We start from the raw sequence: 23,434 nt of genomic DNA, 5'->3' as shown, positions 1-23,434 counted from the left end.
CCTCCAGTCTAGCCGTTCGCAGAGTTGCAAATCTCTTGCGGGCGCAGAGTACTTTGTGTTACAAAGTGAATATGAACGAGAACCTGTCCGGAGACGCACGCGAGATGCTCGACCTCATCGACGGTCAGCGCCGCCGCGTCGACCGAGGCCACCGCCTCCCCGTCGTCTGGCTGTACACCGTGTGGGCGGTGGCGTGGCTGGTCGGCTTCCTGGCCCTCTACCTGGCCGAGCTGGGAGTCTTCCCGCCGGTCGCCGCCGGCATCCTGTTCGCCGTGCTCATCGTCGCGTCGATCGTCGCCTCCGCCGTGATCGGCTCGCGGATCGGCCGCGGCGTGCGCGGGGAATCCCAGTTCTCCGGCACCGTGTACGGAGTGTCCTGGTCGGTGTGCTCTGTCGCGTTCGCGCTGGTCGGCACCGGGCTGATCGCACAGGGCATGCCGGGCGAGCTCGCCGGCATCTACTTCCCGAGCGCCTACGCGCTCATGTGCGGAACGCTCTACCTCGCCGGCGCGGCGATCTGGGGCGACCGGTTGCAGCTGTTCCTGGGGCTCGCCCTGCTGGTCGTGGGCTCGGTCGCGCCGTTCCTCGGTCTCGGGCCCAACCTCCTGCTCATGGCGATCACGGGCGGGGTCGTCTTCGGCGTCGGCGCGATCGTCACCCTCGGCACGCTCCGCGCCCCGAAGCCGCAGCGGTGACCGGCGTGGACGAGCTCGACCCGGTCATCCACGCTGCAGCCAGACTCAAGATCACCGCCACACTGGCGACCGTGCCCGACGGCGGCAGCATGTCGTTCCCCCGGTTGCAGGAGCTGCTCGACCTCACCGCCGGCAACCTGGCGACCCACCTGCGCAAGCTGGAGGACGCCGGATACGTGGAGGTGGAGAAGGCGCACCGCGGCCGGGTCCCCGTGACCTACCTCGCGCTCACCACCACCGGCCGCCGCGCCTTCGAGGACTACACGGCCACTCTCCGCTCCATCCTCGGCGCGCACGGGACGCGATGGGGGACAGCCGCGCACCAACGGGGGCGTTGCGGGGCGGGGCGCGGTGACGTAGGTTTCCCTCAACCCGAACGGGTCCGTCAACGTCGACGAAGGAGCCCCCCATGCCTCACGGCTACGCCACCATGTCGGTCGCCAGCATCCTGGCCGAGACCGCCCACCGGATGCCGGACAACGTGGCGTTGATCTTCAACGGCCAGGAGATCGTCTACCGCGACCTCTGGGACCAGACCCGCGCCTACGCCGGCGCCCTCCGCGATCTCGGCGTCGGCCCGGGCGACAAGGTCGCGCTGATGATCCCCAACGTCCCCGACTTCCCACGGGCCTACTACGGCGTGCTCGCCCTCGGCGCGGTCGTCGTCCCCATCCACGCGCTGCTCAAAGCCGGCGAGATCGAGTACGTGCTGCGCGACTCCGGTTCGAAGCTGCTGATCTGCGCTGCGCCGCTCCTGACCGAGGGCGCGAAGGGCGCGGCGCTCGCCGGCGTCGACACGCTGTCGGTGCTGGTACCCGACGAACTGGTCGAGCAGCTGCCGTTCCCGCGGCTGGAGGAGCTGGCAGCGGGCGCGGACCCCGTCGTGACGTACGTCCCGCGTCATCCCATCGACACCGCCACGATCCTCTACACGAGCGGGACGACCGGCAAGCCGAAGGGCGCGGAGGGCTGCCACTTCTCGCTCGTCGAGCAGGTGAACGTGCTCCTCAGCGGCACGCTCGACCTCGAGCCGACCGACCGCATCCTCGGCTGCCTCCCGCTCTTCCACACCTTCGGCCAGACGTGTGTGATGAACATGGGCTTCCGCGCGGGCGCCGCGGTCGTGCTGGTGCCGAAGTTCGACCCGGCGACGGCGCTGCAGCTGCTGAACGCGCACCAGTGCACGGTCATGACCGGGGTGCCCACGATGTACATCGCGCTGCTGGAGGCCGCCAAGACCAACCCGGAACGACCGCCGCTGCGGTACGGCATGAGCGGCGGCGCGGCCATCCCCGTCGCGGTCATCGAGCGCATGAAGGAGGTCTACGGCATCGACGTGCACGAGGGGTACGGGCTCACCGAGACCTCGCCCGTCGCGTCGTTCAACCACCGCGGCCGCCCGACGCGCGTCGGCACCGTCGGCCAGCCGATCTGGGGAGTGGATGTCGAGATCGCCGACGCGGAGGTCGACGACGCGATCCGGCTGCTGCCGCGCGGCGAGCTCGGCGAGATCGTCGTGCGCGGCCACAACCTCATGAAGGGCTACCTCAACCTCCCGGAGGCCAACGCAGAGGCCATGGTCGACGGCTGGTTCCGCACCGGCGACCTGGGCACGAAGAGCGACGACGACTACATCACGATCGTCGACCGCAAGAAGGACATGATCGTGCGCAACGGCTACAACGTCTACCCGCGGGAGGTCGAGGAGGTGCTCTCGACGCACCCCTCTGTCGCGCTGGTGGCGGTGTTCGGCGTCGCGCACGACACGCACGGCCAGGAGATCATGGCGGCGGTGACGCTGATGCCCGGCACCGAGGCCGAGCCGGACGAGCTGATCGCCTTCGTCCAGGAGCGGGTCGCGGCCTACAAGTTCCCGCGCAGGGTGGAGATCCTCGAAGTGCTGCCGCTCGGCCCGAGCGGCAAGGTGCTCAAGCGCGAGCTCGTGGCACGTTTCGAGGAGCAGACGCCGGTCGGGTGAGGGCGGCCTCCGGCCGAGGGGCACGCAAACGCCCCCAAAACCACGGAATGAGGGCGTTTACGTGCCCTTCGGCGGATGCATCGCGCCCTACGGCGCGGTGTCGAGCGTGCGCAGGCGGTAGGACGAGTGCAGGTAGTACGCCGCGAGGAGCGCGTAGGCGATGCACGCGACGGCCGGGACGAACGCCGACTCCGGCTTGCTGGCGAGCGCTCCCACGCCGGAGATGAAGGCGAGCACCCCCAGCACGGCGCCCAGCCAGAATCCGGCCGCCGGCCGGGCGGTGGCGCGCCACCACGGGCGCGGGTCTTCGCGGTTCTCCTCGCTGCCGCGGAAGGTGCGCGTGCCGACGAGCACGTAGGCGACGTTGAGAACGGCGACGATCAGGACATCCAGGGCCGCGTTGACGAGCGGGTCGATCACGAAGAAGTTGAGCGCCAGGATCAGACCGAAGGCGCCCACGATGTAGATGATCTTCCCCGTGATCGACGTGATTCTCACGCTGCGAGCCTAGTCGCGGAACGCCGAAGGGCACGTCGTTGTCACTTTTTCGCGGGATAAGCGACAACGACGTGCCCTTCGGCATGGCAGCAGGTGTCAGTTGACCTCGTTCGGGTGCGCGCTCACGCGGCCCTCGCGCTCCATCGCCGAGATCGCGGCGACCTCGGCGGCGGTCAGCTCGAAGTCGAAGACGTCGAAGTTCTCGGCCATGCGCTCGCGGCGGTTCGACTTGGGGAAGACGATGTTGCCGGTCTGGAGGTGCCAGCGGATGACGACCTGCGCCGGCGTCTTGCCGTGCGCGGCCGCCGGACCGGCGACCTCCGGGGCCTCGAACAGCGGGTACTTGCCCTGGCCGAGCGGACCCCACGCCTCGATCGCGATTCCGTGCTCGCGCGAGAACGCGGTGACCTCGGGCTGCTGGTGGGCCGGGTGCAGCTCGATCTGGTTGACGGCGGGCACGACCTCGGTGTTCGCGAGCAGCTTGGTCAGGTGCGGCACCAGGAAGTTGGAGACGCCGATGGCCTTTGCGCGGCCGGTCGCATAGATCTTCTCCAGCGACTTCCACGCCTGCACGAAGGTGTCCTTCTCGGGAGTCGGCCAGTGGATGAGGTACAGGTCGACGTAGTCGAGGCCGAGCTTGCCGAGCGACTCGTCGAAGGCCGCTTCTGCGTCGGTCTGGCGGTCGTTCCAGAGCTTCGTGGTGATGAACAGTTCGTCGCGGGCGATGCCGGAGGAGGCGATCGCGGCGCCCACGCCCTCCTCGTTGCCGTAGATCGCGGCGGTGTCGATGTGCCGGTAACCCACCTCGAGGGCGTCGGTGACGATGCGGGTCGTCTCGGCCGGGTCGACCTTGAAGACGCCGAAGCCCAGCTGCGGGATGGTGGTGCCGTTGTTGAGGGTCAGGAGCGGGGTATTTGCGTGTGCAACCATATCCTCCAGCTTAGCAAGTGCGGCCGTAGGGTGAGCCCATGACGAATCGGCTGGCGGGCGCGATAAGCCCGTACCTGCGCGCGCACGCCGGCAATCCGGTCGATTGGTTCCCGTGGGGTCCGGAGGCGTTCGCCGAGGCGCGCCGCCGCGACGTGCCCGTGCTGATCTCGATCGGCTACGCGACCTGCCACTGGTGCCACGTGATGGCCAGGGAGAGCTTCAGCGACCCCTCCGTCGCGGCGCTGATCAACGAGCGCTTCGTCGCGGTCAAGGTCGACAGGGAGGAGCACCCCGACGTCGACGCCGCGTACCTCTCGGCGGCGAGCGCCTTCACCGACGGCCTCGGCTGGCCGCTGACCGTCTTCGCCACCTCCACGGGCCGCGCGTTCTTCGCCGGCACCTACTTTCCGCCGGTGCCGACAGCAGGCCGGGCGTCGTTCCGCCAGATCCTCGACGCCGTCGCCGACGCCTGGCAGAACCGCCGTGCCGAGGTGGAGGCCGATGCCGGGCGCGTCGGGGAGGCGCTCACCGCGGCGGCCGCCCGGGCTACCGCGGTGTCCGACCTCCCCGACCAGCGGCGGCTCGACGCGGCCGTCGACGTCCTCGCGGAGGCCGAGGACCCGCAGTTCGGCGGTTTCGGCGGCGCGCCGAAGTTCCCGGTCGCGCCGGTGCTCGGCTTCCTGCTCGAACGCGGCGCCGGCCACGGGCTCGCCCACCGCACGCTGCGCCGGATGGCGGAGTCGCCGCTACGCGACCCGGTCGACGGCGGCTTCTTCCGCTACGCCACCCGGCGCGACTGGAGCGACCCGCACTACGAGCGCATGCTGTATGACAACGCGCAGCTGCTCGATGCGTACGCGACGGCGTGGGGGCAGACGGGGGAGGACTGGGCAGGGCGGACAGCAGACGGCGTCGCCGCGTTCCTGCTCGGCGTGCTGCGCCGGCCCGGCGGCGGCTTCGCGTCGGCGCAGGACTCGGAGAGCGTGATCGACGGCGCCCGGGTGGAGGGGGCGTACTACCGCGTGCCCCCGGAGGAGCGCGCGCGCCTGCGACCTCCCGCGATCGACGACAAGGTGCTGACCGGCTGGAACGGCTTCGCGATCGCCGCGCTGGCCCGCGCCGGACGCATCCTGGATCGGCCCGCGTGGATCGCGGCGGCAGGCGAGGCGGCACGCTTCGTGCTCGAGACGCACCGGCGTGCGGACGGCACGCTCGGCCGCGCCTCGGTGTCCGGCCGGGTCTCCGACGCCGTCGCCACGCTCGAGGACTACGGAGGCCTCGCCTGCGGGCTCCTGGAGCTCGCCCTGGCGACCGGCGACGCAGAGGCCGCGTCCGACGCGCGCGACCTCGTCGACCTGTGTCTGGAGGCCGAACGCGGCGAGGACTGCCCGTTCGGGGTGCCGGGAGGCGGCGACTCGGTGTTGCAGTCGACCGGCCTCGCCGTGCGGGTCGACCCGTCGGAGGGCGCCTACCCGTCGGGTCTCACCGCGATGGCGGCGGCGGCGCACACGCTGTTCCTGATGACCGCGAGCCGGCGCTACGAGCGGGCCGCCCGGGAGGCCATGCGGCTCGTCGCCGGGCCGGCGACGAGCGTGCCGAGCGCGTTCGGGGCGGCGCTGGCGCTGATGTCGCGGCTGGATGGGGAGGGGCGGCAGCTGGTGGTGGTGCGACCGGATGACGGCACGGCCGCGGCCATCGACCACAGCGCCGATCACGGCACCGACCCGGCGGGCCTCGTCGCGGCGGCCCGTCGACACCCCGCAGACCTGGTGGCGATCGTCGACGAGGCCCGGGCCGTCGCACTCGCCGCGGCCGGCTTCGAGCTGTTCGAGGGCAGGACGGCGCGGCACGGCCTCCCGACCGCGTACCTCTGCCGAGACTTCGTCTGCCGGCTGCCCGTCACCTCCCCGGTGGAGCTCGGCTGAGCTCAGCGCACGACCCGGTAGGTCAGGTGGGCGACCTGCGGCGTGACGCGTGACCGCAGCAGTTCCAGCTCCAGCGGAGGCACCCGGTCGAAGACGCGCTCCCCGGCGCCGAGCGTGAGCGGCACCACGTGCAGCCGCAGCTCGTCGACGACTCCCGCCCAGAGCGCCTGGTTGAGCGTCTCCGCGCCCCCGGCGATCGCGACATCGGCCTCCCCGGCTGCGGCGCGTGCCCGGTCGGCCGCTGAGTGGATGCCGTCGGTGACGAACTCGAACGTCGTCCCACCCGCCATCACCAGGGGCTCCCGCGGGTAGTGCGTCAGCACGAACACCGGCGCGTGGTACGGAGGATCCTCGCCCCACCAGCCACGCCAGTCGGACAGATCGCCGGCGGCCGGCCAGTCGCCCCGCACCGGGCCGAACATGTTGCGGCCCATCACGTAGGCGCCCGCCGCCGTGATCGCGGCGATCTCCTCGACGTGCTCGTCGGCGTACTCGAACATCCAGGTGTGCAGTCGCTCCATCCCGTTCTCGCCGAGCGGGTACTCGCGGGACTGGTTGGGCCCGGCGGCGAAGCCGTCGAGCGACACGGCGATATCGGCGGTGACGATCCCCATGCCGCCAGGTCTACTACGCGCGCTCGACCTTGTCGAGCATCCCCCAGACGGCTTCGCTCAGCTCGGGATGCTCCAGGGCGATCCGGCGCAGCACGCCGTACTCGAACCGCGTGTACGTGTCGCGTCCGGCGGCGGGGTGGTGGGCCCTGGACTGCTCCTCGGCGAGGTCGAACTGCTCGATCGCGCCGGCTCGAAGCGAGATGACCACCTGCTCGTCGACGCTCGGGAGGTCGGGGATGAAATGCCAGGGGTCTTCGCCGGCGCGGCATCGGTGCTCGATGATCGCGGCCAACTCGTCGCGCGCCTGCTGGCGCAGCACTTCGATGCTCCTCGGGACCCGCTCGTCCACGTCGACCTCCTTTCCCCTGGCGGTGGTCCCGGCGTCGTCGCCGGTACGGTGCGTACAGCCTAGGCGGCGAATGCATGCACCGCGAATCGGGGTGTAACGCGCAGTCCACGCGCGGGTGAACGATGGGCGCCGCTGGGCCGCGGGTCCCTCCGCGCGGCGACGCGACGAACGGCAACGGAGGAGATCGCCCCCGACACGCCGGCGGATCGCAGCGAACGGAGGAGATCCGCGCCGGATCAGGCGCGGATTCCTCCGTTGCCGGCGAGGGGCGCCCCGCTCAGTGGGACCGCGACAACAGGTACCGGTTCAGCTCGGCCGTCAGCTCCGCGTCCACCGGGTACTCGCGACCGTCGAGGTGCGTGATCGGCGCCGCCTGGCGCACGCTGGAGACCAGCCAGAGCGCGTCGGCCGCCTCCAGCTCGTCCACGGTGATGTGCCGGTACTCCGTCGCGTATCCGCGCTCCTCGAAGAACGCGAAGACCGCCGCCTGCGTGGTGCCGGCGAGGATGCCCTGGTCGGTCTGCGGCGTGCGGACGACCCCGCCGGCCAGCAGGATGACGTTGGAGGTGGGCCCCTCCAGCGCGTAGCCGTCGGAGCTGACGAAGATCACGTCGTCGGCGCCACGGCGCGCGGCCTCCCGCTGGGCCGCCCGGTTGACCGCGTACGACAGGCTCTTCGCGCCCGCCAGCAGCCATGGGGAGGTCTCGGCGACGTCGTGCCGCAGACCGCGGTCGAGCGCGACGACCGAGATGCCGAGCCGCTGCCGGGAGAAGTCCTCGCCCTCGTCGACGAAGATCCAGCCGCTGGGAGCGCCCGTGCCCTCGATGCCGCGCGTGTAGATGAGCTTGGCGAAGAGTTCGCCGCCGTCGCCGTTGCGCGACCGGTAGTCGGCGATTCCCGCCAGCACCGCTTCGTGCCAGACGTGCTCCGCCGGGACGGGGAGGTCGAGCAGCTCGGCCGAGTGCGCGAGACGCATCAGGTGCGGGCCGAGGGCCTGCGGGTGGCCGTCGATGACGGCGATCGTCTCGAAGACGCCGTCGCCGCGCGTCACAGCCAGATCGGTGATGCGCACCTGCGGTGCGTCGAAGTCGGCGAGGGCGAAGCCCGGGTCTCCGGGAGCGGGCTCGCCGGTGGGCGCGGTGATGGTCAGCAGCGTTGCGCGGGTCATGGCCCTATTGTGCCCCTCGCCGGTTGCCGGTGTCAGAGCGCGGCCCTGCGCGGCTGCGGACGCGCCGTCGCGCGCTGGCGCGCCTACTCGGTCTGGCGGATGCGGAACGCGTCGTCCCCGTCGGGCTGGGCGTCCGACACCCGCACGTCGTCGACCGCGCTGCCGGGAGGGCCGGAGCGCAGCCACGCGACCATGCGCTCGACGCTCGCGGGCTCGCCCTCCACCTCCACTTCGACGCTGCCGTCGACCCGGTTGCGCGCCCAGCCGGTCACGCCGAGCCGGTGCGCCTGCTCGCGTGCGCTCCATCGGAATCCCACGCCCTGCACCATCCCGGTCACCACGGCTCGTCTGCGTACGATGCTCTCTCGGGGGTTCACAGCGCCCATTGTGCTCCTGCTTGAATGGTTCCGTGCGTTCTGCAGCCGTCTGGGCCCTCCGTTCCGATCTCCGCGCCGCCGGCTTCACCGTCGACGGGCTCACCGGCCTCTGGGGCGAGTCGGCATCGGCCGCGCTGTCCCGCGGCCGGCGCGTGCCCGCCGAGCGGGCGCTCGCGGCAGCGGCGCCCGGCCCGCTGGGCACCCTCGCCGCGCTCTTCGTGCTCGGCAGGCCGGTTCCGCGGACCGACGCTGCCGAGGCCCTCCCCGCACTCGGCGTCGCGGGCGCGGTTGAGCTCGGCCTGGTGCGGGCCGGCGAGTCGGTCGCTCCCGCGGTCGACCTCCGACCGTACGCGTTCGTCGACTCCGTCGGTCCCGCCGAGTGGTGGATCGTGTCCGACCTCGGCGAGCTGGCACTCGGCGGCGCGCTGCCGGAAGACCACGTCCTCGGGGTCGGCGGTGCCTCGCTGACGCTCAGCGGTCTGATGCTGCAGCGGCCGGTGCGCAGCGCCCTCGACCTCGGAACGGGCTGTGGCATCCAGGCCCTGCACGCCTCCCGCCACGCCCAGCGCGTCGTCGCGACCGACATCTCCGAGCGCGCGCTGCGGCTCGCGGCGCTGAACGCCGAGCTCAACGAGATCGACGGGATCGAGTTCCGGCTCGGCAGCCTGTTCGAGCCGGTGGCCGGTGAGCTGTTCGACCACATCGTCTCCAACCCGCCCTTCGTCATCACGCCGCGCGTGGAGGGCGTGCCCGCCTACGAGTACCGCGACGGGGGCATGGTCGGCGATGCCCTGGTCGCCGCGTTCGTCGCGGGCTGCGGCGCCCACCTGAGCCCGGGCGGCGTCGCCCAGCTGCTCGGCAACTGGGAGTACCACGGCACGGGCGACGCGCTCGACCGGGTGCGCGGCTGGATCGACGACGCGGCGCAGCCGCTCGACGCCTGGGTGATCGAGCGCGATACCGAGGACGCCGCCCAGTACGCGGAGACGTGGATCCGCGACGGCGGCACCCGGCCCGGAACGCCGGAGTCCGACCGGCTCGAGAACGCGTGGCTCGACGACTTCGAGGCGAGGGAGGTGCGCGAGGTGGGCTTCGGCTATGTTCTGCTGCGACGGGCCGACGGCCTCCCGACGCTCCGCCGGTTCGAGCGGAGGCACGGCTCGCTGGGCGCGAACGAGGCGGGGCTCGGCGTGCACCTCGACGCGTGCCTGGCCGCCCACGACGCACAGGCGGCGCTCGACGACGACGCGCTGGCGGCCCTCCGGCTCACCGTCGCGCCCGATGTGACGGAGGAGCGGCACCTGTGGCCGGGTGCCGACGCTCCGACGGCGATCCTGCTGCGCCAGGGCGGCGGCTTCGGGCGGGTCGTCTCGGCCGACACGGGCCTGGCCGCCTTGGTCGGCGCGTGCGACGGCGAGCTGAGCGTCGGCGCGATCGTCGCCGCGCTCGCCCAGCTCCTCGAGGTCGACGAGGCCGCGCTGCGGGCCGACCTCCTCCCCGCCGTCCGCGCCCTCCTCTCCGACGCCCTCCTCACCCTGCCCGAGCTCCCCTAGCCGCTGGGAACGCCCGGGATCGGGCCCTCAGCGCGCGAGGGGCGGGAGGGCGACCAGGCGCACGGCGGTGAGGCGGGAGGCGGTGATCTCGGCGGTCAGGTAGGTGCAGGACGGCTGGCGACGGCGGTCGGTGGGCGAGCCGGGATTCAGGAGGCGCAGGCCGGCTGGAGTGACGGTGTCCCAGGGGATGTGCGAGTGGCCGAAGACGAGCACGTCCGTGTCGGGATGGTCGCGCTCGCAGCGCTGTTCGCGCCCGGCGGCCGGGCCGGTCTCGTGCACCACGGCGAACCGCACGCCGTCGAGGTCCGCGCGCGCGACCTCCGGCAACCGCCGGCGCAGCGACGGCCTGTCGTTGTTGCCCCACACGCCGATGAGCCGGCTGGACCGCTCCTCGAGCAGGTCGAGTGTCGCGTCGTCGACCCAATCGCCCGCGTGGATCACGACGTCGGCCTCGTCGATCGCGGCGAGGACCTGAGCGGGCAGCGCTCGCGCGCGCTTCGGCACGTGCGTGTCCGAGAGCATCAGCAGCTTCACGGTGGCAAACGGTAGGCGAAATCGCCGCCCGAGGCTAGCGTCGAGAGTATGGACCTCAGGACCCTCGGTAACAGCGGAACGATCGTTTCCGCCTTCGCACTCGGCACCATGACCTTCGGAGCGGAGGCCGACGAGGCCACCTCGCACGCCATCCTGGAGCGCTACCTCGACGCCGGCGGCACCCTGGTCGACACCGCGGACGTCTACAGCGCCGGCGCGTCCGAGTCGATCATCGGGCGCTGGCTGTCACGCAACCACGGCCGTCGCGACGGCATCGTCATCGCCACGAAGGGCCGGTTCCCGATGGGGGAGGGGTCGAACGACCTCGGCCTCTCGCGCACCCACCTGCGCAGGGCGCTGGACGACTCGCTGCGCCGGCTGGGCGTCGACCGCATCGACCTCTACCAGCTGCACGCCTGGGACGCCCTGACACCGCTCGAGGAGACGCTGCGGTTCCTGGACGACGCGGTGACCGCCGGCAAGATCGGCTACTACGGTTTCTCGAACTACCTCGCGTGGCAGCTGACCAAGGCCGTGGCCATCGCCGACGGCCGCGGATTCGCGCCGCCGGTGACGCTGCAGCCGCAGTACAGCCTCCTGGTGCGTGGAATCGAGCACGAGATCGTGCCGGCCGCGCTCGACGCCGGGATCGGGCTGCTGCCCTGGTCCCCGCTCGCGGGCGGCTGGCTGAGCGGCAAGTACCGCCGCGACCAGGCGCCGACGGGGGCGACCCGCCTGGGTGAGAACCCGAAGCGCGGCATGGAGGCTTTCGACGCCCGCAACGCCGACCCGCGCACCTGGGAGGTCATCGACGCCGTTGAGGCCGTCGCGGACGAGACAGGGGCGAGCATGTCGCAGGTCGCCCTCGCGTGGCTGGTCGACCGTCCCGCCGTGACCAGCGTGATCCTCGGCGCGCGCACGGTCGAGCAGCTCGACGACAACCTCGCTGCGGCCGAGCTGGTCCTGAGCGACGAGCAGCTCGCCAGACTCGACGGGGTGAGCGCGCCCCGCGCCGAGGTGTACCCGTACGGTGCACAAGCGGTCGCGCAGCGGCACCGCAAGCGCGAGGGAGGTCGCTGAGCCCGGCGCAGGAGTGAGCCCCCGTGCAGAGCCCGGGCTCACTCCGGCGGCGCCGAGAGCCCCTCGACGAACGCGACGGCAGCCTCCTCCACGGCGGCGGCCGGCAGCTGGAGGCCGAGCACCACGTCGGTCGTCCGGCGGGGCTGCCCGGGCGGCGGAGGGTCGTCGTCGGCAGTCGCCATCCCGAGCACCGACACGCGCAGCTCGACGCCCCCGCCGGGCACGCGCCGACCCGCGAACGACAGCGCGGGCGAGCGGAACGTGAGCGTCGTCCACTCGTCGGCACCGAGCGTGAGATCGCCGGGCAGGCCGGCCAGCCACGCTCCCAGGCCGGTCGCCTCGTCGGGGGTCAGCAGGGGGCCGGTGAGCGTCCAGCGGCCGTCGCCGTCCACGGCCTCGACGCGCAGCACGAGCGCTTCGCCGTCCGGGGTGAGCGGGCGCAGCCCGATGCTGCGCGGCGCGTCGGCGTCCTCGAGGAGCATCCGCGTCACTGCGGCGCAGGCACGACGGTCAGCACGCGCTCGATGTACTCGAAGAACGAGACCATGAAACCGCGGAGGAAGGCCTCCGTCGACTCGTCGCTGACGACACCGTCGTCGTCGATCAGCCCGGGGCGCATCTGGATGTAGGCCTCCGGCGCGTTCATCTGCGGGGCCTGCAGGAAGCTGAGAACGCTGCGCAGCTGCTGCTGGGCGACAGCGGTGCCGATCGCCCCCATCGATGCTCCGATCACCGCGGTCGCCTTGCGTGCGATCACGTTCTCCCCGTAGGGCCGGCTCGCCCAGTCGATCGCGTTCTTGAGGGCTCCCGGAATGGACCGGTTGTACTCGGGCGTGACGAAGAGCAGCGCCTCCTGAGCGGCGATCGACGCCTTGTAGTCGCGCGCGACCTGCGGATAATCGCCGTCGAAGTCGCGGTTGTAGAGCGGGAGGTTGCCGATCTCGATCTCGGTGAACAGCAGTTCGGCGGGGGCGAGGCGGAGGAGCGCCTTCGACAGCCTCCGGTTGATCGAGGCCGAGGAGAGGCTGCCGACGAAGTAGCCGACGCGATAGGGAGGCTGGAGCTCGTTGATCGTTGCCATGACGTCAGCTTGCTCTGCCGGCCGCGCGGTGTCGACCCCCTGCGTCGGTCAGGGCGGCCGGGGCGGTGCGTGGAAGGGGGTGCGCGTCGGTCTGAGGCGGCGTGCGGCCGGAATAGGGCATCTTCCCGATGTGAGAGGGGGTACTTAGCGACGAGTCTGAGGGAGTCGAAGAAAGCAGTGGAACGAAGGGTGAGGATCATGATGCTGTCCGAGGAGTTCGTCGCAGGTCGCGTGTTCGAGGGGGACGCCCGCCGGGCCGAGCAGGAGCGCGAACTGGCGCGCCGCGGCCGCGAGCAGCGGGGGGAGCGCCGGGCGGAGCGCGAGGCCGAGCGTTCTGCCCGGAGCATGCGGCGGCACGCGGCAGGTCGGGTCGGCCGCGGAGACGCCGCGAAGGGTGTCGTTCCGGCCGCCGAGCCGGTGCGGGAGCCGGTCGCGGTACCGCTCACCGAGTCGGTCGCCGAGTCGCAGCGCGAGCTGGCCCACGCCGGGCGATGACGGTGGTTCTGCCCTGCGCGAAGCCCGGCGGGGAGAAGGTGAGGATGTCGGTGGTGCGTGGCACGATGATGCCATGCGATCACCGGCGTCCAGCCCCACGATGATCGGGCGCGAGTCCGATCTCGAGGCGCTGCGCGACGAGCTCCGCGCCGTCGAGCGGGGTGCTCTCGAGCAGGGCGGGGGCCTGCGCGCGGTCGTCATCGGGGGAGAGGCGGGCATCGGCAAGTCCCGGCTGCTCGCAGAGTTCCTGGGCGAGGCGGAGGCGTCCGCGACGGTGCTCCTGGGGCGCTGCGTCGACCTCGGCAACGACGGCGCGCCGTACGCCCCCTTCGCGAGCATCCTGCGGAGGCTGATCGAGCTGCGCGGCCTCGACACCGTGCTCGCCGCGGCCGGGCACGGGGCGGGAGTGCTCCCCGTGCTCCTTCCCGAGCTCGCCGACGACTCGGCGGTGCCGGCACGCACGGGCGCCGAGCGCCTCTACGAGCTCGTCACGGTACTGCTCGAGACGCTGTCGGTCGAGCGGCCGCTCGTGCTCGCGGTGGAGGACATCCACTGGGCCGACTCCGCCACGCTCGAGCTGCTCCGCTTCATCGTGCGGATGGCCGAGCGCGGACGCATCCTCGTGCTGCTCAGCTACCGCAGCGACGAGGTCGGGCGCGGCCACCCGTTGCGGTCGTATCTCGCCGAGCTGGAGCGCACGCGCCGACTGACCAGATGGGAGCTCTCCCGGCTCGGTCGCGACCAGGTGGAGGCGCTGATCGCCCGCCTGCTGGGCTGCGAGCCGGACGCCGCGACGGTCGACCGGGTCTACGGCATGAGCGAGGGAGTCCCGTTCTTCGTCGAAGAGCTGATCGGCATCGACGGGCTCGCCACGGGCGAAGACCTCCCCGAGACGCTCCGCGAGCTCCTCCTCGCCCGCTTCGAGAAGCTCAGCGAGCCGACCCAGCAGCTGCTGCGCCTGGTCTCGGCAGGCGGGGTCTGCGTCGACCATGAACTGCTCAGTGCGGTCTTCGACGGCACCGCCGACGAACTCGACGCCGCCGCCCGCGAGGCGGTGGTCGCCAACGTCCTCGCCGCCGACACCACCGAGTACACCTTCCGCCACGCTCTCGTGCGCGAAGCGATCCACGCCGACCTGCTCCCCGGCGAGCGCAGCCGGTATCACCGCCGGTTCGCCGAGGCCCTGGAGGCCGGCCCGCAGCGCTCGGCCACACAGCTCTCGACCCACTGGCTCGCGGCGCACGACCTGCGGAGGGCGTTCGTCGCGTCGCTGGAGGCGATGGAGGAGGCCAGGCGCTCGTACGCCTATGCGACGGCGGCCGCCATGGGCGACCGGGCTCTCGAACTGTGGGACAGCGTGCCGGATGCGCAGGAGCTCGGAACGCGCGTCCTCGGGGTCACCAGCCGCACCGAACTGCTGTCCCGCACCGCGTCGGCGCTGCGCAACGCCGGAGACAACGAGCGCGCGCTCGCGATGGTGAACGCCGCCCTCGAAGCCGCCGGCGACCTCCCGCCCGCCCAGCACGCGCGCCTGCTGCGCGACAAGGCGCAGTATCTGATGAACCTCAACCGGCCGGGCGTCATCGAGCTGTTCCAGCGTGCGCTCGAGGTGGTGCCTGCCGGCTCGCTCCCCGCCGGCGACGGCCTCCGGCCGCAGCTGCTCACCGAACTCGCCGCCCGGTACATGCTGGCAGCCCGCTTCGACGAGGCGGTCGCGCTCACCTCCCAGGCCGTCGACGAAGCGGGCGGCGACGCCGAGGCCCTGCTCTCGGTCGCGCACAACATCCGCGGCAGCTCGTTGGTGGCGGCCGGCTCCATCGACCGCGGCCTGGCCGAGCTCGACGAGGCGGGCCGGCTGGCGGAGCACGATCCGGGAGCCGCGCTGCGCTATGCGGTCAACGCGTCCGACGCGATGAACACACTGGGCCGCTACGACGAGGCCGTGCGCCTCGCCGAGCGCGGAGTCCGCGAGGCACGTGCGCGCGGCGTGGAGCGCACATCCGGTGTCATCCTCTCGTCGAATACGGTGGAGCCGCTGCTCGCGCTCGGCGAGCTCGACCGCGCCGAGGCGATGCTCGATCCGGCCCTCGCTCTCGACCCGCCGCCGAGCTTCCGCGCCCACCTGCAGCGCATGAAGCTGTGGATCACGCTGTGGCGAGGCGACCTCGACACCGCGGACGCGCTGCTGCGCCGCTGGCACGGCGGTCTGCGCACGCTCGGCGAACTCGAGGTGCAGTCCGAGCTGGGGGTGGCCCGGCTGGCCGCCGAGCTCGCCATCGCGCGCGGAGACCACCTCGCGGCCTGGGAAGCGACAGCCCCCGTGCGCTCCGTCTCGCATCGCCGGCTGCCGGCCTCCGACCTCCCGGTGCTCGCCGCCGCCGCGCGGGCGCTCGCCGACGGCGCGTTCCGGGCCGCGCGCGACGCCACTGCCGCCGGCGGTTCAGGCGAGCCAGGCACCCCCGACGGCTCCGGTGCGCTCGATGTCGTTCGGGAGGCCGCCGGCCTGGACGCCGTGCTCGCGGCCATCGAGACCTGGCCGACGGCTGTTGCGTGGGGTCCGGTGATCCGTGCCGAGCTCGCGACGGCCCTGGCCGTCGGGGAGCCCGGAGACGGTTCGAGCGGTGCAACCGGCGCCGACCGCTTCGCCGCCGCGCGTGCCGCCTGGCAGGTGGCGATCGACGCGACGACGTCGCCGCTCGCGCCGGCGCACCTCCACCCGTACGCCCTGGTCCGAGCGGCACGCGTGGCCCGCGCCGCCGGCGACAGCGGTGCGGTCGAGCAGCTCGCCGCTGCTGCCCGCGGCGAGTCGGAGCGTTCGGGGTTCGGCCTCCTGACCGAGGCGGCGACGGTTCTCGCCTCGTCGCGGAGCATCCGCGCGGCGCACGGGTCGGCAGCCGTCGGCCCCGGCGCGCCACTGACCGAGCGCGAGGCGCAGGTGCTCGCACTCATCGAGCAGGGCCTCAGCAACAAGCAGATCGGCGAGGCGCTGTTCATCTCCGCCAAGACCGCGAGCGTGCACGTCTCGAGCATCCTGCGCAAGGTCGGCGCCTCCAGCCGCACCGAGGCGGTCTACCGCGCCTCGCGCCCGGCGCGCTGACGCCGGGGCGCGGTGCGCGCCGGCGGCGGAGCTATAGCGCCTCAGTGCGTGCGGCCAGTGCTCCCGGTGGGTTCGGCGTGCGGCGCAGAGCGCTGGCGCTCAGTGCGCGCTCGGCGCTCACGTTCACCGCTCACGTTCACCGCTCGCGCCTAGCGGCAGCGCGCGCTCAGCGCCCAGCCCTCAGCGCTCGGCCGCGATCGCGCAGACGATGCAGAGTTCGGTCGTCGGGCGTGCTTCGAGCCGCTGCACGCCGATCGCCCGCCCGCACGAGGCGCAGGTGCCGTACCGTCCGGCCCGGATGCGCTCGCGTGCGGCGTCGACGGCCGCGATGTCGGCGGCCGTCTCCGAGCGCAGGGCCTGCAGTCGGCTCCACTCCGCGCTGAGCGTCGGTCCCTCCGGGTCGTGCTCGTCGTCGGCGGTCGACTCCGACCGCGACGACAGCAGGCTGCCCAGTGCTTCGGCATGCCGCTGCGACTCGGCGACATCCCCTCGGCGTCGCTCGTCCAGCATTCGGCCGAAGCGTTCCAGTTGGTCGACCGTCAGCGCCACGTCCTGGATGATGTAGAGCTCTCGTGTGTCCGGTGATTCGGTGTGCATACGCGCACCCCCTTCCGATCCCGCCGTGTCAGCGTACGTCATGGTAGGCCTGCGCCCCGTAGGCTCGGCGCGTGCCTTCGTTTCGTGTGATCATCCCTGTCGGGCGTCTGCGCGGCGACGTGCAGGCCGCCTCCATCGAACCCGCTGCCGCCACGGCCGCCGCCGAGCTGACGACGGTGGAGGCGACCAGCGTCGACATCGTCAGCCGCGAGGCGCGGCTCACCGTGCGGTTCACGGCCGATGGCGCGGCCGACGCATTGCGTGTCGCCGAGCACACCGTCGCAGCCGTGCAGGCGCTCGCGGAGACGGGCGGCTGGCGGCTCACCGAGCGCGTCGGGGGCCGCTGGTTCCGGCGCGCTTGAGCATCGGCGCGAGCCGGCCTGTGGTCGCGCCGGCTGTCAGGCGGCCGCGGGAAGGGCCGTCTCGATCAGCCCGATGATGCGCGGGTCGTCCGGCTCGGTCTGCGGGCGGAAGCGGTGCACCGCGCCGTCCGGTGTGATGACGAACTTCTCGAAGTTCCACTTGACCTTGCCGGCTTTGCCGTCGACGTCCGGGTGGGTGGTCAGCTCGGCGTAGAGCGGGTGCGCGTTGCGCCCGTTCAGCCGCACCTTCTCCATCATCGGGAACGTGACGCCCCACGTCGTCGAGCAGTACTCCTTGATCGCGTCGGTCGAGCTCAGCTCTTGGAGGAACTGGTTGCTCGGGAAGCCGATCACGGTGAAACCGCGGTCGCCGTACGTCTCCTGCAGCTTCTCCAGCTTCTCGTACTGCGGTGCGAGTCCGCAGCGCGAGGCGACGTTGACGACCAGGATGACCTTGCCCGCGTAGTCGGACAGGCTGCTCGGCGCCCCGTCGATGGTGTGGAACGGAATCTCCATCAGGGTCATGCTCCGAGCCTACGACGCGGCCTGGCACCGGGTGCCCGATTGCGGCGAAGACCCAGGATCGACCTGGCGGCGACCGGTTCGGGGTCAGAGCCGGGCGAGCGGAGCCTCCGGGTCGGAGGCCCACTCGTTGAGCGAGCCGTCGTAGACCGAGACGTCGTCGCGGCCGAGCAGCGCGAGTGCGAGGGCGTCCGCGGCGGCGGCGATCCCGCCTCCGCAGTACGTGACGATCGGGTCGGTGGACGACAGCACGTCGGCGAAGAGATCGCGCAGTTCGGCGAGGGGCAGGAACGCGTTCGTCTCGCGGTCCACCAGCCGCACCGCCGGTGCGCTCACGCTGCCGGGGAGGTGCCGAGCGGCGAAGTCCCGCGGCGGGGCGCCGCAGACCAGCGTGCCGGTGCGGTCGCCGGACAGCACGGCCGCGACGTCGTTCCGGTCGCTCCAGTATCCCGGCAGCTCGGTGAGGGGGAGGAGATCGACGCGGCGCGGTGCGACGTCACCGGTCTCGAGGGGCCGCCCTTCCCCGCTCCACTTGGTGACGCCGCCGTCGAGCACGGCGACCCGGTCGTGCCCGAACGACCGGAACAGCCACCAGAGCCGGGACGCCCACTGCCCGACCGCCGCGTCGTAGATCACGACCGTCGTGCCTTCGTCCACGCCGAGCGCGGCGGCGGCGGAGGCGAACGCGTCGGCACCCGGACGCGTGAACGGGAACCTCCCTGCCGGGTCGCTGAACGGGTCGAGCAGGTCGGCGAAGACCGCACCGGGCACGTGGCCGTCGCGATACCGGTCCGCCCCGCTCAGGTAGCCGACGCGCCCGTCGGCGCCGGTCGCGGCCACGACCGTGGCGTCGACGACGATCAGCCCGTCGGATCCCAGGTGGTCGCACAGCCACTGGGTCGACACCAGGGGTCCGGCGAGCGCGGCGCCGAGAGCGGCGCCGCGGGCGTCGGAAGCGGGGAGGAGCTCGGGGTCGGCCTGGCCGGAGCGATCGGTCGCGAAGGTCATGTCGACCACGCTAACGGGACCCCCCGACGCTTCCTATGCTCGTCGCAACCCGGCGTAACGCGCTCAGCGCGTGCGCACCGAAGCGGCACGAAGTCGGGGGCCCACGTGCTCAGCACTCGATGACGTTGACCGCCAGCCCGCCTTCGCTGGTCTCCTTGTACTTCGTCGACATGTCGAGGCCGGTCTGCCGCATCGTCTCGATGACGGTGTCCAGCGACACCAGGTGCGATCCGTCGCCGTGCAGCGCGAGCCGGGCGGCGGAGACCGCCGTGGAGGAGGCGATCGCGTTGCGCTCGATGCACGGGATCTGCACGAGCCCGCCGACCGGGTCGCAGGTCAGGCCGAGATGGTGCTCCATCGCGATCTCGGCCGCGTTCTCCACCTGCCTGGGCGTTCCGCCGAGCACGGCGCAGAGCGCTCCCGCCGCCATGGCGCACGCCGACCCGACCTCCGCCTGGCATCCGCCCTCCGCGCCGGAGATCGAGGCGTTCGCCTTGAACAGCGACCCGATCGCCGTCGCGGTGAGGAGGTACTTGCGGATGCCGTCGAGCGAGGCGCCGGGGACGAAGCGGAGGTAGTAGTGGGCGACGGCGGGAACGATGCCCGCTGCGCCGTTGGTCGGCGCGGTGACGACGCGGCCTCCCGAGGCGTTCTCTTCGTTCACCGCGAGCGCGAAGGCGTGCAGCCACTCCAGCGACGTCGCGCGGCCCGGCTCGTCCTGCACGCTCTCCAGGTGCTCCCGCATGGCGGCGGCGCGTCGCTTGACGCCGAGGCCGCCCGGGAGGGTGCCGTCGCCGGCGAGACCGCGCGCCACGCATTCGGCCATGGCCTCCCAGATCAGGTCGAGGCGTGCGTCGGTCGCCGCCACGCCGTGCAGCGCGACCTCGTTGCGGCGCGCCACCTCGCAGATGGGGATGTCGAGCTGCTCGCAGATGGCGAGGAGTTCCTCGGCCGAGTCGTAGGGGAGGGGGTGGGCGGCGCGGGCCGCGAGGTCGGCCTCCTCGCCGTCGCGACGGATGAAACCCCCGCCGATCGAATAGTAGGTCTCCTCCAGCAGCGGCAGCGGCTCGCGCGCGCCGTCGGCCGCGCGGCCCCAAGCGCGCAGGGTGAGGGCGTTGGGGTGGCCGGGGAGGCGCGTGCGCGGCTCGAAGTCGATGTCGTTCTTCGACAGCGGGATCTCGCGACGGCCGGCCAGGAGCAGGGTCGCGCCCTGCTCGATGCCGGACCAGGCCCGGCGCACGTCGTCGGGCCGGCAGTTCTCCGGTTCGTTGCCGCGCAGGCCGGCGACGACCGCGTCGGGGGTGCCGTGTCCGATCCCGGTGGAGCCGAGGGATCCGTAGAGGGTGCAGGTGACCTGGTCGACCCGGTCGAGGAGGTCGTCGGCGACGAGCCGGTCGGCGAACGCCTTCGCTGCCCGCAGAGGTCCGACGGTGTGCGAGCTCGAGGGGCCGATGCCGATCGAGAACAGGTCGAAGGCGGAGACGTACGCTGTCACTTCATCAGTGTACGTCGCTGCGCACGCGGGATTTGCGCGCCAAGGTGCGCATCCGCGCGGATTTCCTGCGCGAAACTCACGGCCGACGCGGTTGGACCCGGGCGTCGCCGGGCGGGCACCAGATGCTCTCCAGGCCGCCGTCCAGGGTCGAGTACTCCACGAGGAACTGACCGCCCTCGTCCGGTCCTTCCACCACCACCCCGGGCCGATCCCCGAGCCAGACGGCTGTGCCGACGCCGATGTCCATGTGCGCCAGGATACGCGCGGTCGACCGCTCGCGGCAGCACAGCGAAGCAACTTAAGTTGACAAATTGGATTAAGCAACTACAGTTGCTTCCATGAACCCTCCACTTTCAGCACCCGACCCGCTCGGCGGCGTCGCCGACGGCCTCGCCGCGGTCGTCGCGCTCCGCGAGCTCGCCGACCGGCTAGAAGACGCGGAGGTCGAACGAGCCCTCCGCGACGGCTGGAGCTGGACCCAGATCGCCGACGCCCTCGGCGTCACCCGCCAAGCCGTGCACAAGAAGCACCTGCGCCGCGTCGCCGCGGCCGGCGTCGCTCTGCGCCGCCGCCACAACTGAGGAGACGACATGTCCGACACCCCTCCAGGAACCGCCAACAACGCACCGGGCCAGCCGCTCTCCAAGGCGGTGCGCGCGGTCGTGGTCGCCTCCGTCACCGAAGCCCAGCGACGCAACTCCACCCTCGTCGAAGCCGAGCACCTGCTCCTCGCGCTCTCCCGCGACGGCAGCAGCCCGGTGCGCGACGTGCTCGCGTCGGCAGGCCTCGACCCCGCCGGCGTGGAGGCCGCCCTGCTCGCCGAGCGCGAGGCCAGTCTTCGGGTGGCCGGCGTCGAACCGCTGGGGGAGGAACGCCTCGTCGCCTCCCCGCGGGTCGCCCGTCCGCGCTGGGGGGCGTCCGCCAAGGAGGCTTTGACGCGCGCGCACCGCGTCGCATCGGCGCACCGCCGCCAGCGTTCGGGCGAGGCCGACCTCCTGACCGCGATCCTCGGGCTGGAGCTCGGCACCGTGCCCCGCGCGCTGATCCTCGCGGGCGTCGACCGGCCGGCGGTCGTCGCCGCCGTCCGCGACATCGGCTGAGGCGCACCCCGCCCGGCCCACCATCCCTTCTTTCGTCGCCGCTTACAGTCCGGAAGCGGCTCTGTAAGCACGCCGTAAGCGCGGTGTAAGCGCGCCAGGCGACCATCGACTCATCCACCTCATCAGGAAGGACCACCATGACTCGCAGCACCGAGTGGGCCGTCGAGGCCCACGGGCTCGTCAAGGTCTTCGGCGACAACCGGGCGGTCGACGGTGTCGACCTGAACGTCCGCGCCGGCACCGTCTACGGTGTCCTCGGCCCGAACGGCGCCGGGAAGACCACCACCATCTCCATGCTCGCCACCCTGCTGCGGCCCGACGGAGGCGACGCCTTCGTCTTCGGGCACGACATCCGCAAAGAGCAGCAGGTCGTCCGCCAGCTCCTGGGCGTCACCGCGCAGTTCGCATCGGTCGACGAGACGCTCTCGGCCAACGAGAACCTCATGATCTTCGCCCGTCTGCTCGGCCTGAGCGGTCGGGAGGCCAAGGCCAAGACCGCAGAGCTCCTCGAGGAGTTCGGGCTGACGGATGCCGCCAAGCGGCCGCTGAAGAAATTCTCCGGCGGTATGCGGCGCCGCCTCGACCTGGCGGCCAGCCTCATCGCTCAGCCGCCGCTGATCTTCCTCGACGAGCCGACCACGGGGCTCGACCCCCGCACCCGCGCGCAGATGTGGGACACCATCCGGCGCCTGGTCTCCACCGGCTCGACGGTGCTGCTCACCACGCAGTACCTGGACGAGGCCGACCAGCTCGCCGACCGCATCGCGGTCATCGACCGTGGCCGCGTGGTCGCCGAGGGCACCGCCGACGAACTCAAGGCATCGGTGGGCGAGTCCTCCCTGCAACTGCGGTTGACCGACCCCGCCGACATCGAGGACGCCCGGCGGGCCATCGCCACGGTGCTCGGCGTGGAGGCCGTCGTCTCGCCGGAGGGCTCGCGGCTCACCGCGCCGATGCGCGACGCCGACGCCGTCACCGACCTCTTCATCACGTTCCGCGAGGCCGGCATCCATCTGCAGGAGATGTCGGTGCAGAAGCCGACCCTCGACGAGGTGTTCCTGACGCTCACCGGCCACGGCGTCGAAGACGAGGAAGCCACCGACGCCGGGTCCGCCGAGACCGAGAAGGCCACGATGTCAGAAGGAGCCAGGGCATGAGCGCCATCGCCACCATCACCCCGCCGTCCGAGCGGAACCTGAAGAACCACGTCAGTCTCGGCCAGACGCTGTCGAACACGATCACGATGGCCCACCGCGGCCTCCTGAAGATCAAGCGGACGCCCGAGCAGCTGTTCGACGTGACGCTGCAGCCGATCATCTTCACGATCATGTTCGCGCTGCTGTTCGGCGGCGCGATCACCGGAAGCGTCTCGAGCTACCTGCCCTACCTGATCCCCGGCATCCTCGCCCAGACGGTCATCACGACCTCGGTCGTCACGGGTGTGCAGTTGCGGGAGGACATGGACAAGGGGGTGTTCGACCGTTTCAAGTCCATGCCGATCGCCCGCATCGCACCACTCTCCGGTGCGCTGCTCGCCGACACGCTGCGCTATGCGATCGCGACGACGATCACGTTCATCACCGGATTCTTCATGGGCTACCGGCCCGCCGCTGGTCTCGGGTTCGTGGTCCTGGCCGGACTCCTCGTGATCGTCTGCGCGTGGGCGATCAGCTGGATCTTCGCCTTCTTCGGGGTGATCGCTCGCACCGCCGGGTCGGTCCAGGGCATCTCGTTCCTGGTGCTCTTCCCGCTGACGTTCTTCTCCAACGCGTTCGTTCCGGTGAAGTCGTTGCCGGACTGGCTGCAGTGGTTCGTCAACATCAACCCGGTCTCGCACCTGGTGACCGCGGTGCGCGACCTCGCCAACAACGGCACCTTCGGCGCCGACGGCTGGTGGGCGCTCCTGGGCGCTGCGGTCATCGTCGCGGTCTTCGCCCCGCTCACGGTGCGCGCCTACATGCGGAAGGCATAGCCTC

At 71.9% G+C, this 23,434-nt stretch carries 27 protein-coding genes; 13 read left to right on the top strand and 14 right to left on the bottom strand.

Going from position 1 to position 23,434, the window contains the following annotated elements:
* The first annotated feature begins 71 nt into the window (after window positions 1-71).
* The 3 genes from KNO15_RS05765 to KNO15_RS05755 are packed head-to-tail and all read left to right on the top strand — an operon-like array spanning window position 72 to window position 2,673.
* Entirely contained in the window at window positions 72-695 is a 624-nt protein-coding gene (locus KNO15_RS05765; protein ID WP_241702461.1) for a hypothetical protein, read from the top strand.
* The gene (locus KNO15_RS23470; RefSeq protein ID WP_374113143.1) at window positions 692-1,186 is read left to right on the top strand and encodes a winged helix-turn-helix domain-containing protein; all 495 of its coding nucleotides are present in this window, start codon (window positions 692-694) and stop codon (window positions 1,184-1,186) included. Before KNO15_RS05765 ends, KNO15_RS23470 begins: the two co-directional genes overlap by 4 nt.
* Window positions 1,105-2,673, top strand: a complete 1,569-nt coding sequence (locus tag KNO15_RS05755) for a long-chain-fatty-acid--CoA ligase (protein ID WP_241702460.1) — start codon at window positions 1,105-1,107, stop codon at window positions 2,671-2,673. Before KNO15_RS23470 ends, KNO15_RS05755 begins: the two co-directional genes overlap by 82 nt.
* A gap of 87 nt (window positions 2,674-2,760) precedes the next feature.
* Here KNO15_RS05755 and KNO15_RS05750 read toward each other — a convergent pair whose 3' ends face one another.
* Together KNO15_RS05750 and KNO15_RS05745 are read right to left on the bottom strand one after the other, a co-directional pair.
* The gene (locus KNO15_RS05750; protein ID WP_241702459.1) at window positions 2,761-3,171 is read right to left on the bottom strand and encodes a hypothetical protein; all 411 of its coding nucleotides are present in this window, start codon (window positions 3,169-3,171) and stop codon (window positions 2,761-2,763) included.
* A 96-nt stretch (window positions 3,172-3,267) separates the two neighbouring features.
* Window positions 3,268-4,101, bottom strand: coding sequence for an aldo/keto reductase (locus tag KNO15_RS05745; protein WP_241702458.1), 834 nt, complete (start codon window positions 4,099-4,101; stop codon window positions 3,268-3,270).
* Between the two features lie 38 nt (window positions 4,102-4,139).
* Between KNO15_RS05745 and KNO15_RS05740 the strand changes: the two genes are divergently transcribed.
* On the top strand, window positions 4,140-6,026 hold the full coding sequence (locus tag KNO15_RS05740) for a thioredoxin domain-containing protein (RefSeq protein WP_241702457.1): 1,887 nt from the start codon (window positions 4,140-4,142) through the stop codon (window positions 6,024-6,026).
* 2 nt (window positions 6,027-6,028) lie between these two features.
* Here the strand turns inward: KNO15_RS05740 and KNO15_RS05735 are convergent, their stop codons facing one another.
* The 4 genes from KNO15_RS05735 to KNO15_RS05720 all read right to left on the bottom strand — a co-directional run bounded on the left by KNO15_RS05735 (window position 6,029) and on the right by KNO15_RS05720 (window position 8,534).
* Window positions 6,029-6,640: a dihydrofolate reductase family protein gene (locus KNO15_RS05735; protein ID WP_241702456.1), complete on the bottom strand. Its 612-nt coding sequence runs from the start codon at window positions 6,638-6,640 to the stop codon at window positions 6,029-6,031.
* Between the two features lie 13 nt (window positions 6,641-6,653).
* On the bottom strand, window positions 6,654-6,989 hold the full coding sequence (locus KNO15_RS05730; RefSeq protein ID WP_241702455.1) for a hypothetical protein: 336 nt from the start codon (window positions 6,987-6,989) through the stop codon (window positions 6,654-6,656).
* A gap of 277 nt (window positions 6,990-7,266) precedes the next feature.
* Window positions 7,267-8,157 (bottom strand): aminodeoxychorismate lyase, encoded by an 891-nt coding sequence (locus KNO15_RS05725; RefSeq protein ID WP_241702454.1) that lies wholly within the window; start codon window positions 8,155-8,157, stop codon window positions 7,267-7,269.
* Between the two features lie 83 nt (window positions 8,158-8,240).
* Window positions 8,241-8,534 carry an acylphosphatase gene (locus tag KNO15_RS05720; RefSeq protein ID WP_308220426.1) on the bottom strand — a complete coding sequence of 98 codons (294 nt, stop codon included), beginning with the start codon at window positions 8,532-8,534 and terminating at the stop codon, window positions 8,241-8,243.
* Window positions 8,535-8,566: 32 nt separating this feature from the next.
* On the opposite strand from KNO15_RS05720, the gene KNO15_RS05715 reads away from it, so the two are divergent.
* Window positions 8,567-10,087: a DUF7059 domain-containing protein gene (locus tag KNO15_RS05715; RefSeq protein WP_241702453.1), complete on the top strand. Its 1,521-nt coding sequence runs from the start codon at window positions 8,567-8,569 to the stop codon at window positions 10,085-10,087.
* A 27-nt stretch (window positions 10,088-10,114) separates the two neighbouring features.
* On the opposite strand, the gene KNO15_RS05710 is transcribed toward KNO15_RS05715, so the two are convergent.
* Window positions 10,115-10,609, bottom strand: a complete 495-nt coding sequence (locus KNO15_RS05710; RefSeq protein ID WP_242599337.1) for a metallophosphoesterase family protein — start codon at window positions 10,607-10,609, stop codon at window positions 10,115-10,117.
* A gap of 60 nt (window positions 10,610-10,669) precedes the next feature.
* On the opposite strand from KNO15_RS05710, the gene KNO15_RS05705 reads away from it, so the two are divergent.
* Entirely contained in the window at window positions 10,670-11,701 is a 1,032-nt protein-coding gene (locus KNO15_RS05705; protein ID WP_241702451.1) for an aldo/keto reductase, read from the top strand.
* A gap of 38 nt (window positions 11,702-11,739) precedes the next feature.
* On the opposite strand, the gene KNO15_RS05700 is transcribed toward KNO15_RS05705, so the two are convergent.
* A complete protein-coding gene (locus KNO15_RS05700) occupies window positions 11,740-12,183 on the bottom strand; it encodes a WapI family immunity protein (RefSeq protein ID WP_241702450.1) in 444 nt (147 codons plus the stop codon).
* A gap of 5 nt (window positions 12,184-12,188) precedes the next feature.
* Window positions 12,189-12,782, bottom strand: coding sequence for an NADPH-dependent FMN reductase (locus KNO15_RS05695; RefSeq protein WP_241702449.1), 594 nt, complete (start codon window positions 12,780-12,782; stop codon window positions 12,189-12,191).
* Between the two features lie 198 nt (window positions 12,783-12,980).
* On the opposite strand from KNO15_RS05695, the gene KNO15_RS05690 reads away from it, so the two are divergent.
* Window positions 12,981-13,277 (top strand): hypothetical protein, encoded by a 297-nt coding sequence (locus tag KNO15_RS05690; RefSeq protein WP_241702448.1) that lies wholly within the window; start codon window positions 12,981-12,983, stop codon window positions 13,275-13,277.
* A gap of 73 nt (window positions 13,278-13,350) precedes the next feature.
* The gene (locus KNO15_RS23055; protein WP_278046466.1) at window positions 13,351-16,374 is read left to right on the top strand and encodes a helix-turn-helix transcriptional regulator; all 3,024 of its coding nucleotides are present in this window, start codon (window positions 13,351-13,353) and stop codon (window positions 16,372-16,374) included.
* Between the two features lie 180 nt (window positions 16,375-16,554).
* On the opposite strand, the gene KNO15_RS05675 is transcribed toward KNO15_RS23055, so the two are convergent.
* Window positions 16,555-16,971, bottom strand: coding sequence for a TraR/DksA family transcriptional regulator (locus tag KNO15_RS05675; protein ID WP_241702447.1), 417 nt, complete (start codon window positions 16,969-16,971; stop codon window positions 16,555-16,557).
* Window positions 16,972-17,042: 71 nt separating this feature from the next.
* Here KNO15_RS05675 and KNO15_RS05670 point away from each other — a divergent pair, with 71 nt between their 5' ends.
* On the top strand, window positions 17,043-17,333 hold the full coding sequence (locus tag KNO15_RS05670) for a hypothetical protein (protein ID WP_241702446.1): 291 nt from the start codon (window positions 17,043-17,045) through the stop codon (window positions 17,331-17,333).
* Window positions 17,334-17,369: 36 nt separating this feature from the next.
* Here KNO15_RS05670 and KNO15_RS05665 read toward each other — a convergent pair whose 3' ends face one another.
* From KNO15_RS05665 to KNO15_RS05650, 4 genes are all read right to left on the bottom strand, one after another.
* Window positions 17,370-17,858, bottom strand: a complete 489-nt coding sequence (locus tag KNO15_RS05665; RefSeq protein WP_241702445.1) for a glutathione peroxidase — start codon at window positions 17,856-17,858, stop codon at window positions 17,370-17,372.
* Window positions 17,859-17,942: 84 nt separating this feature from the next.
* Window positions 17,943-18,863 carry a sulfurtransferase gene (locus KNO15_RS05660; protein ID WP_241702444.1) on the bottom strand — a complete coding sequence of 307 codons (921 nt, stop codon included), beginning with the start codon at window positions 18,861-18,863 and terminating at the stop codon, window positions 17,943-17,945.
* A gap of 109 nt (window positions 18,864-18,972) precedes the next feature.
* On the bottom strand, window positions 18,973-20,358 hold the full coding sequence (locus KNO15_RS05655) for an L-serine ammonia-lyase (RefSeq protein WP_241702443.1): 1,386 nt from the start codon (window positions 20,356-20,358) through the stop codon (window positions 18,973-18,975).
* A 76-nt stretch (window positions 20,359-20,434) separates the two neighbouring features.
* Entirely contained in the window at window positions 20,435-20,605 is a 171-nt protein-coding gene (locus KNO15_RS05650; RefSeq protein ID WP_241702442.1) for a hypothetical protein, read from the bottom strand.
* A 91-nt stretch (window positions 20,606-20,696) separates the two neighbouring features.
* On the opposite strand from KNO15_RS05650, the gene KNO15_RS05645 reads away from it, so the two are divergent.
* From KNO15_RS05645 to KNO15_RS05630, 4 genes are all read left to right on the top strand, one after another.
* Window positions 20,697-20,939, top strand: coding sequence for a helix-turn-helix domain-containing protein (locus KNO15_RS05645; protein WP_241702441.1), 243 nt, complete (start codon window positions 20,697-20,699; stop codon window positions 20,937-20,939).
* 9 nt (window positions 20,940-20,948) lie between these two features.
* Entirely contained in the window at window positions 20,949-21,458 is a 510-nt protein-coding gene (locus tag KNO15_RS05640; RefSeq protein WP_241702440.1) for a Clp protease N-terminal domain-containing protein, read from the top strand.
* Between the two features lie 137 nt (window positions 21,459-21,595).
* The gene (locus tag KNO15_RS05635) at window positions 21,596-22,615 is read left to right on the top strand and encodes an ATP-binding cassette domain-containing protein (RefSeq protein WP_241702439.1); all 1,020 of its coding nucleotides are present in this window, start codon (window positions 21,596-21,598) and stop codon (window positions 22,613-22,615) included.
* Window positions 22,612-23,430, top strand: a complete 819-nt coding sequence (locus KNO15_RS05630; RefSeq protein WP_241702438.1) for an ABC transporter permease — start codon at window positions 22,612-22,614, stop codon at window positions 23,428-23,430. Before KNO15_RS05635 ends, KNO15_RS05630 begins: the two co-directional genes overlap by 4 nt.
* The last annotated feature ends 4 nt before the right edge of the window (window positions 23,431-23,434 follow it).

Origin of the sequence: Leifsonia shinshuensis (assembly GCF_022606355.1) — a bacterium.
Classification (GTDB): Bacteria; Actinomycetota; Actinomycetes; order Actinomycetales; family Microbacteriaceae; genus Leifsonia; species Leifsonia shinshuensis_B.
Note: the sequence above shows the minus strand (reverse complement) of the source record. Positions and strands in the feature narration are given on the sequence as shown.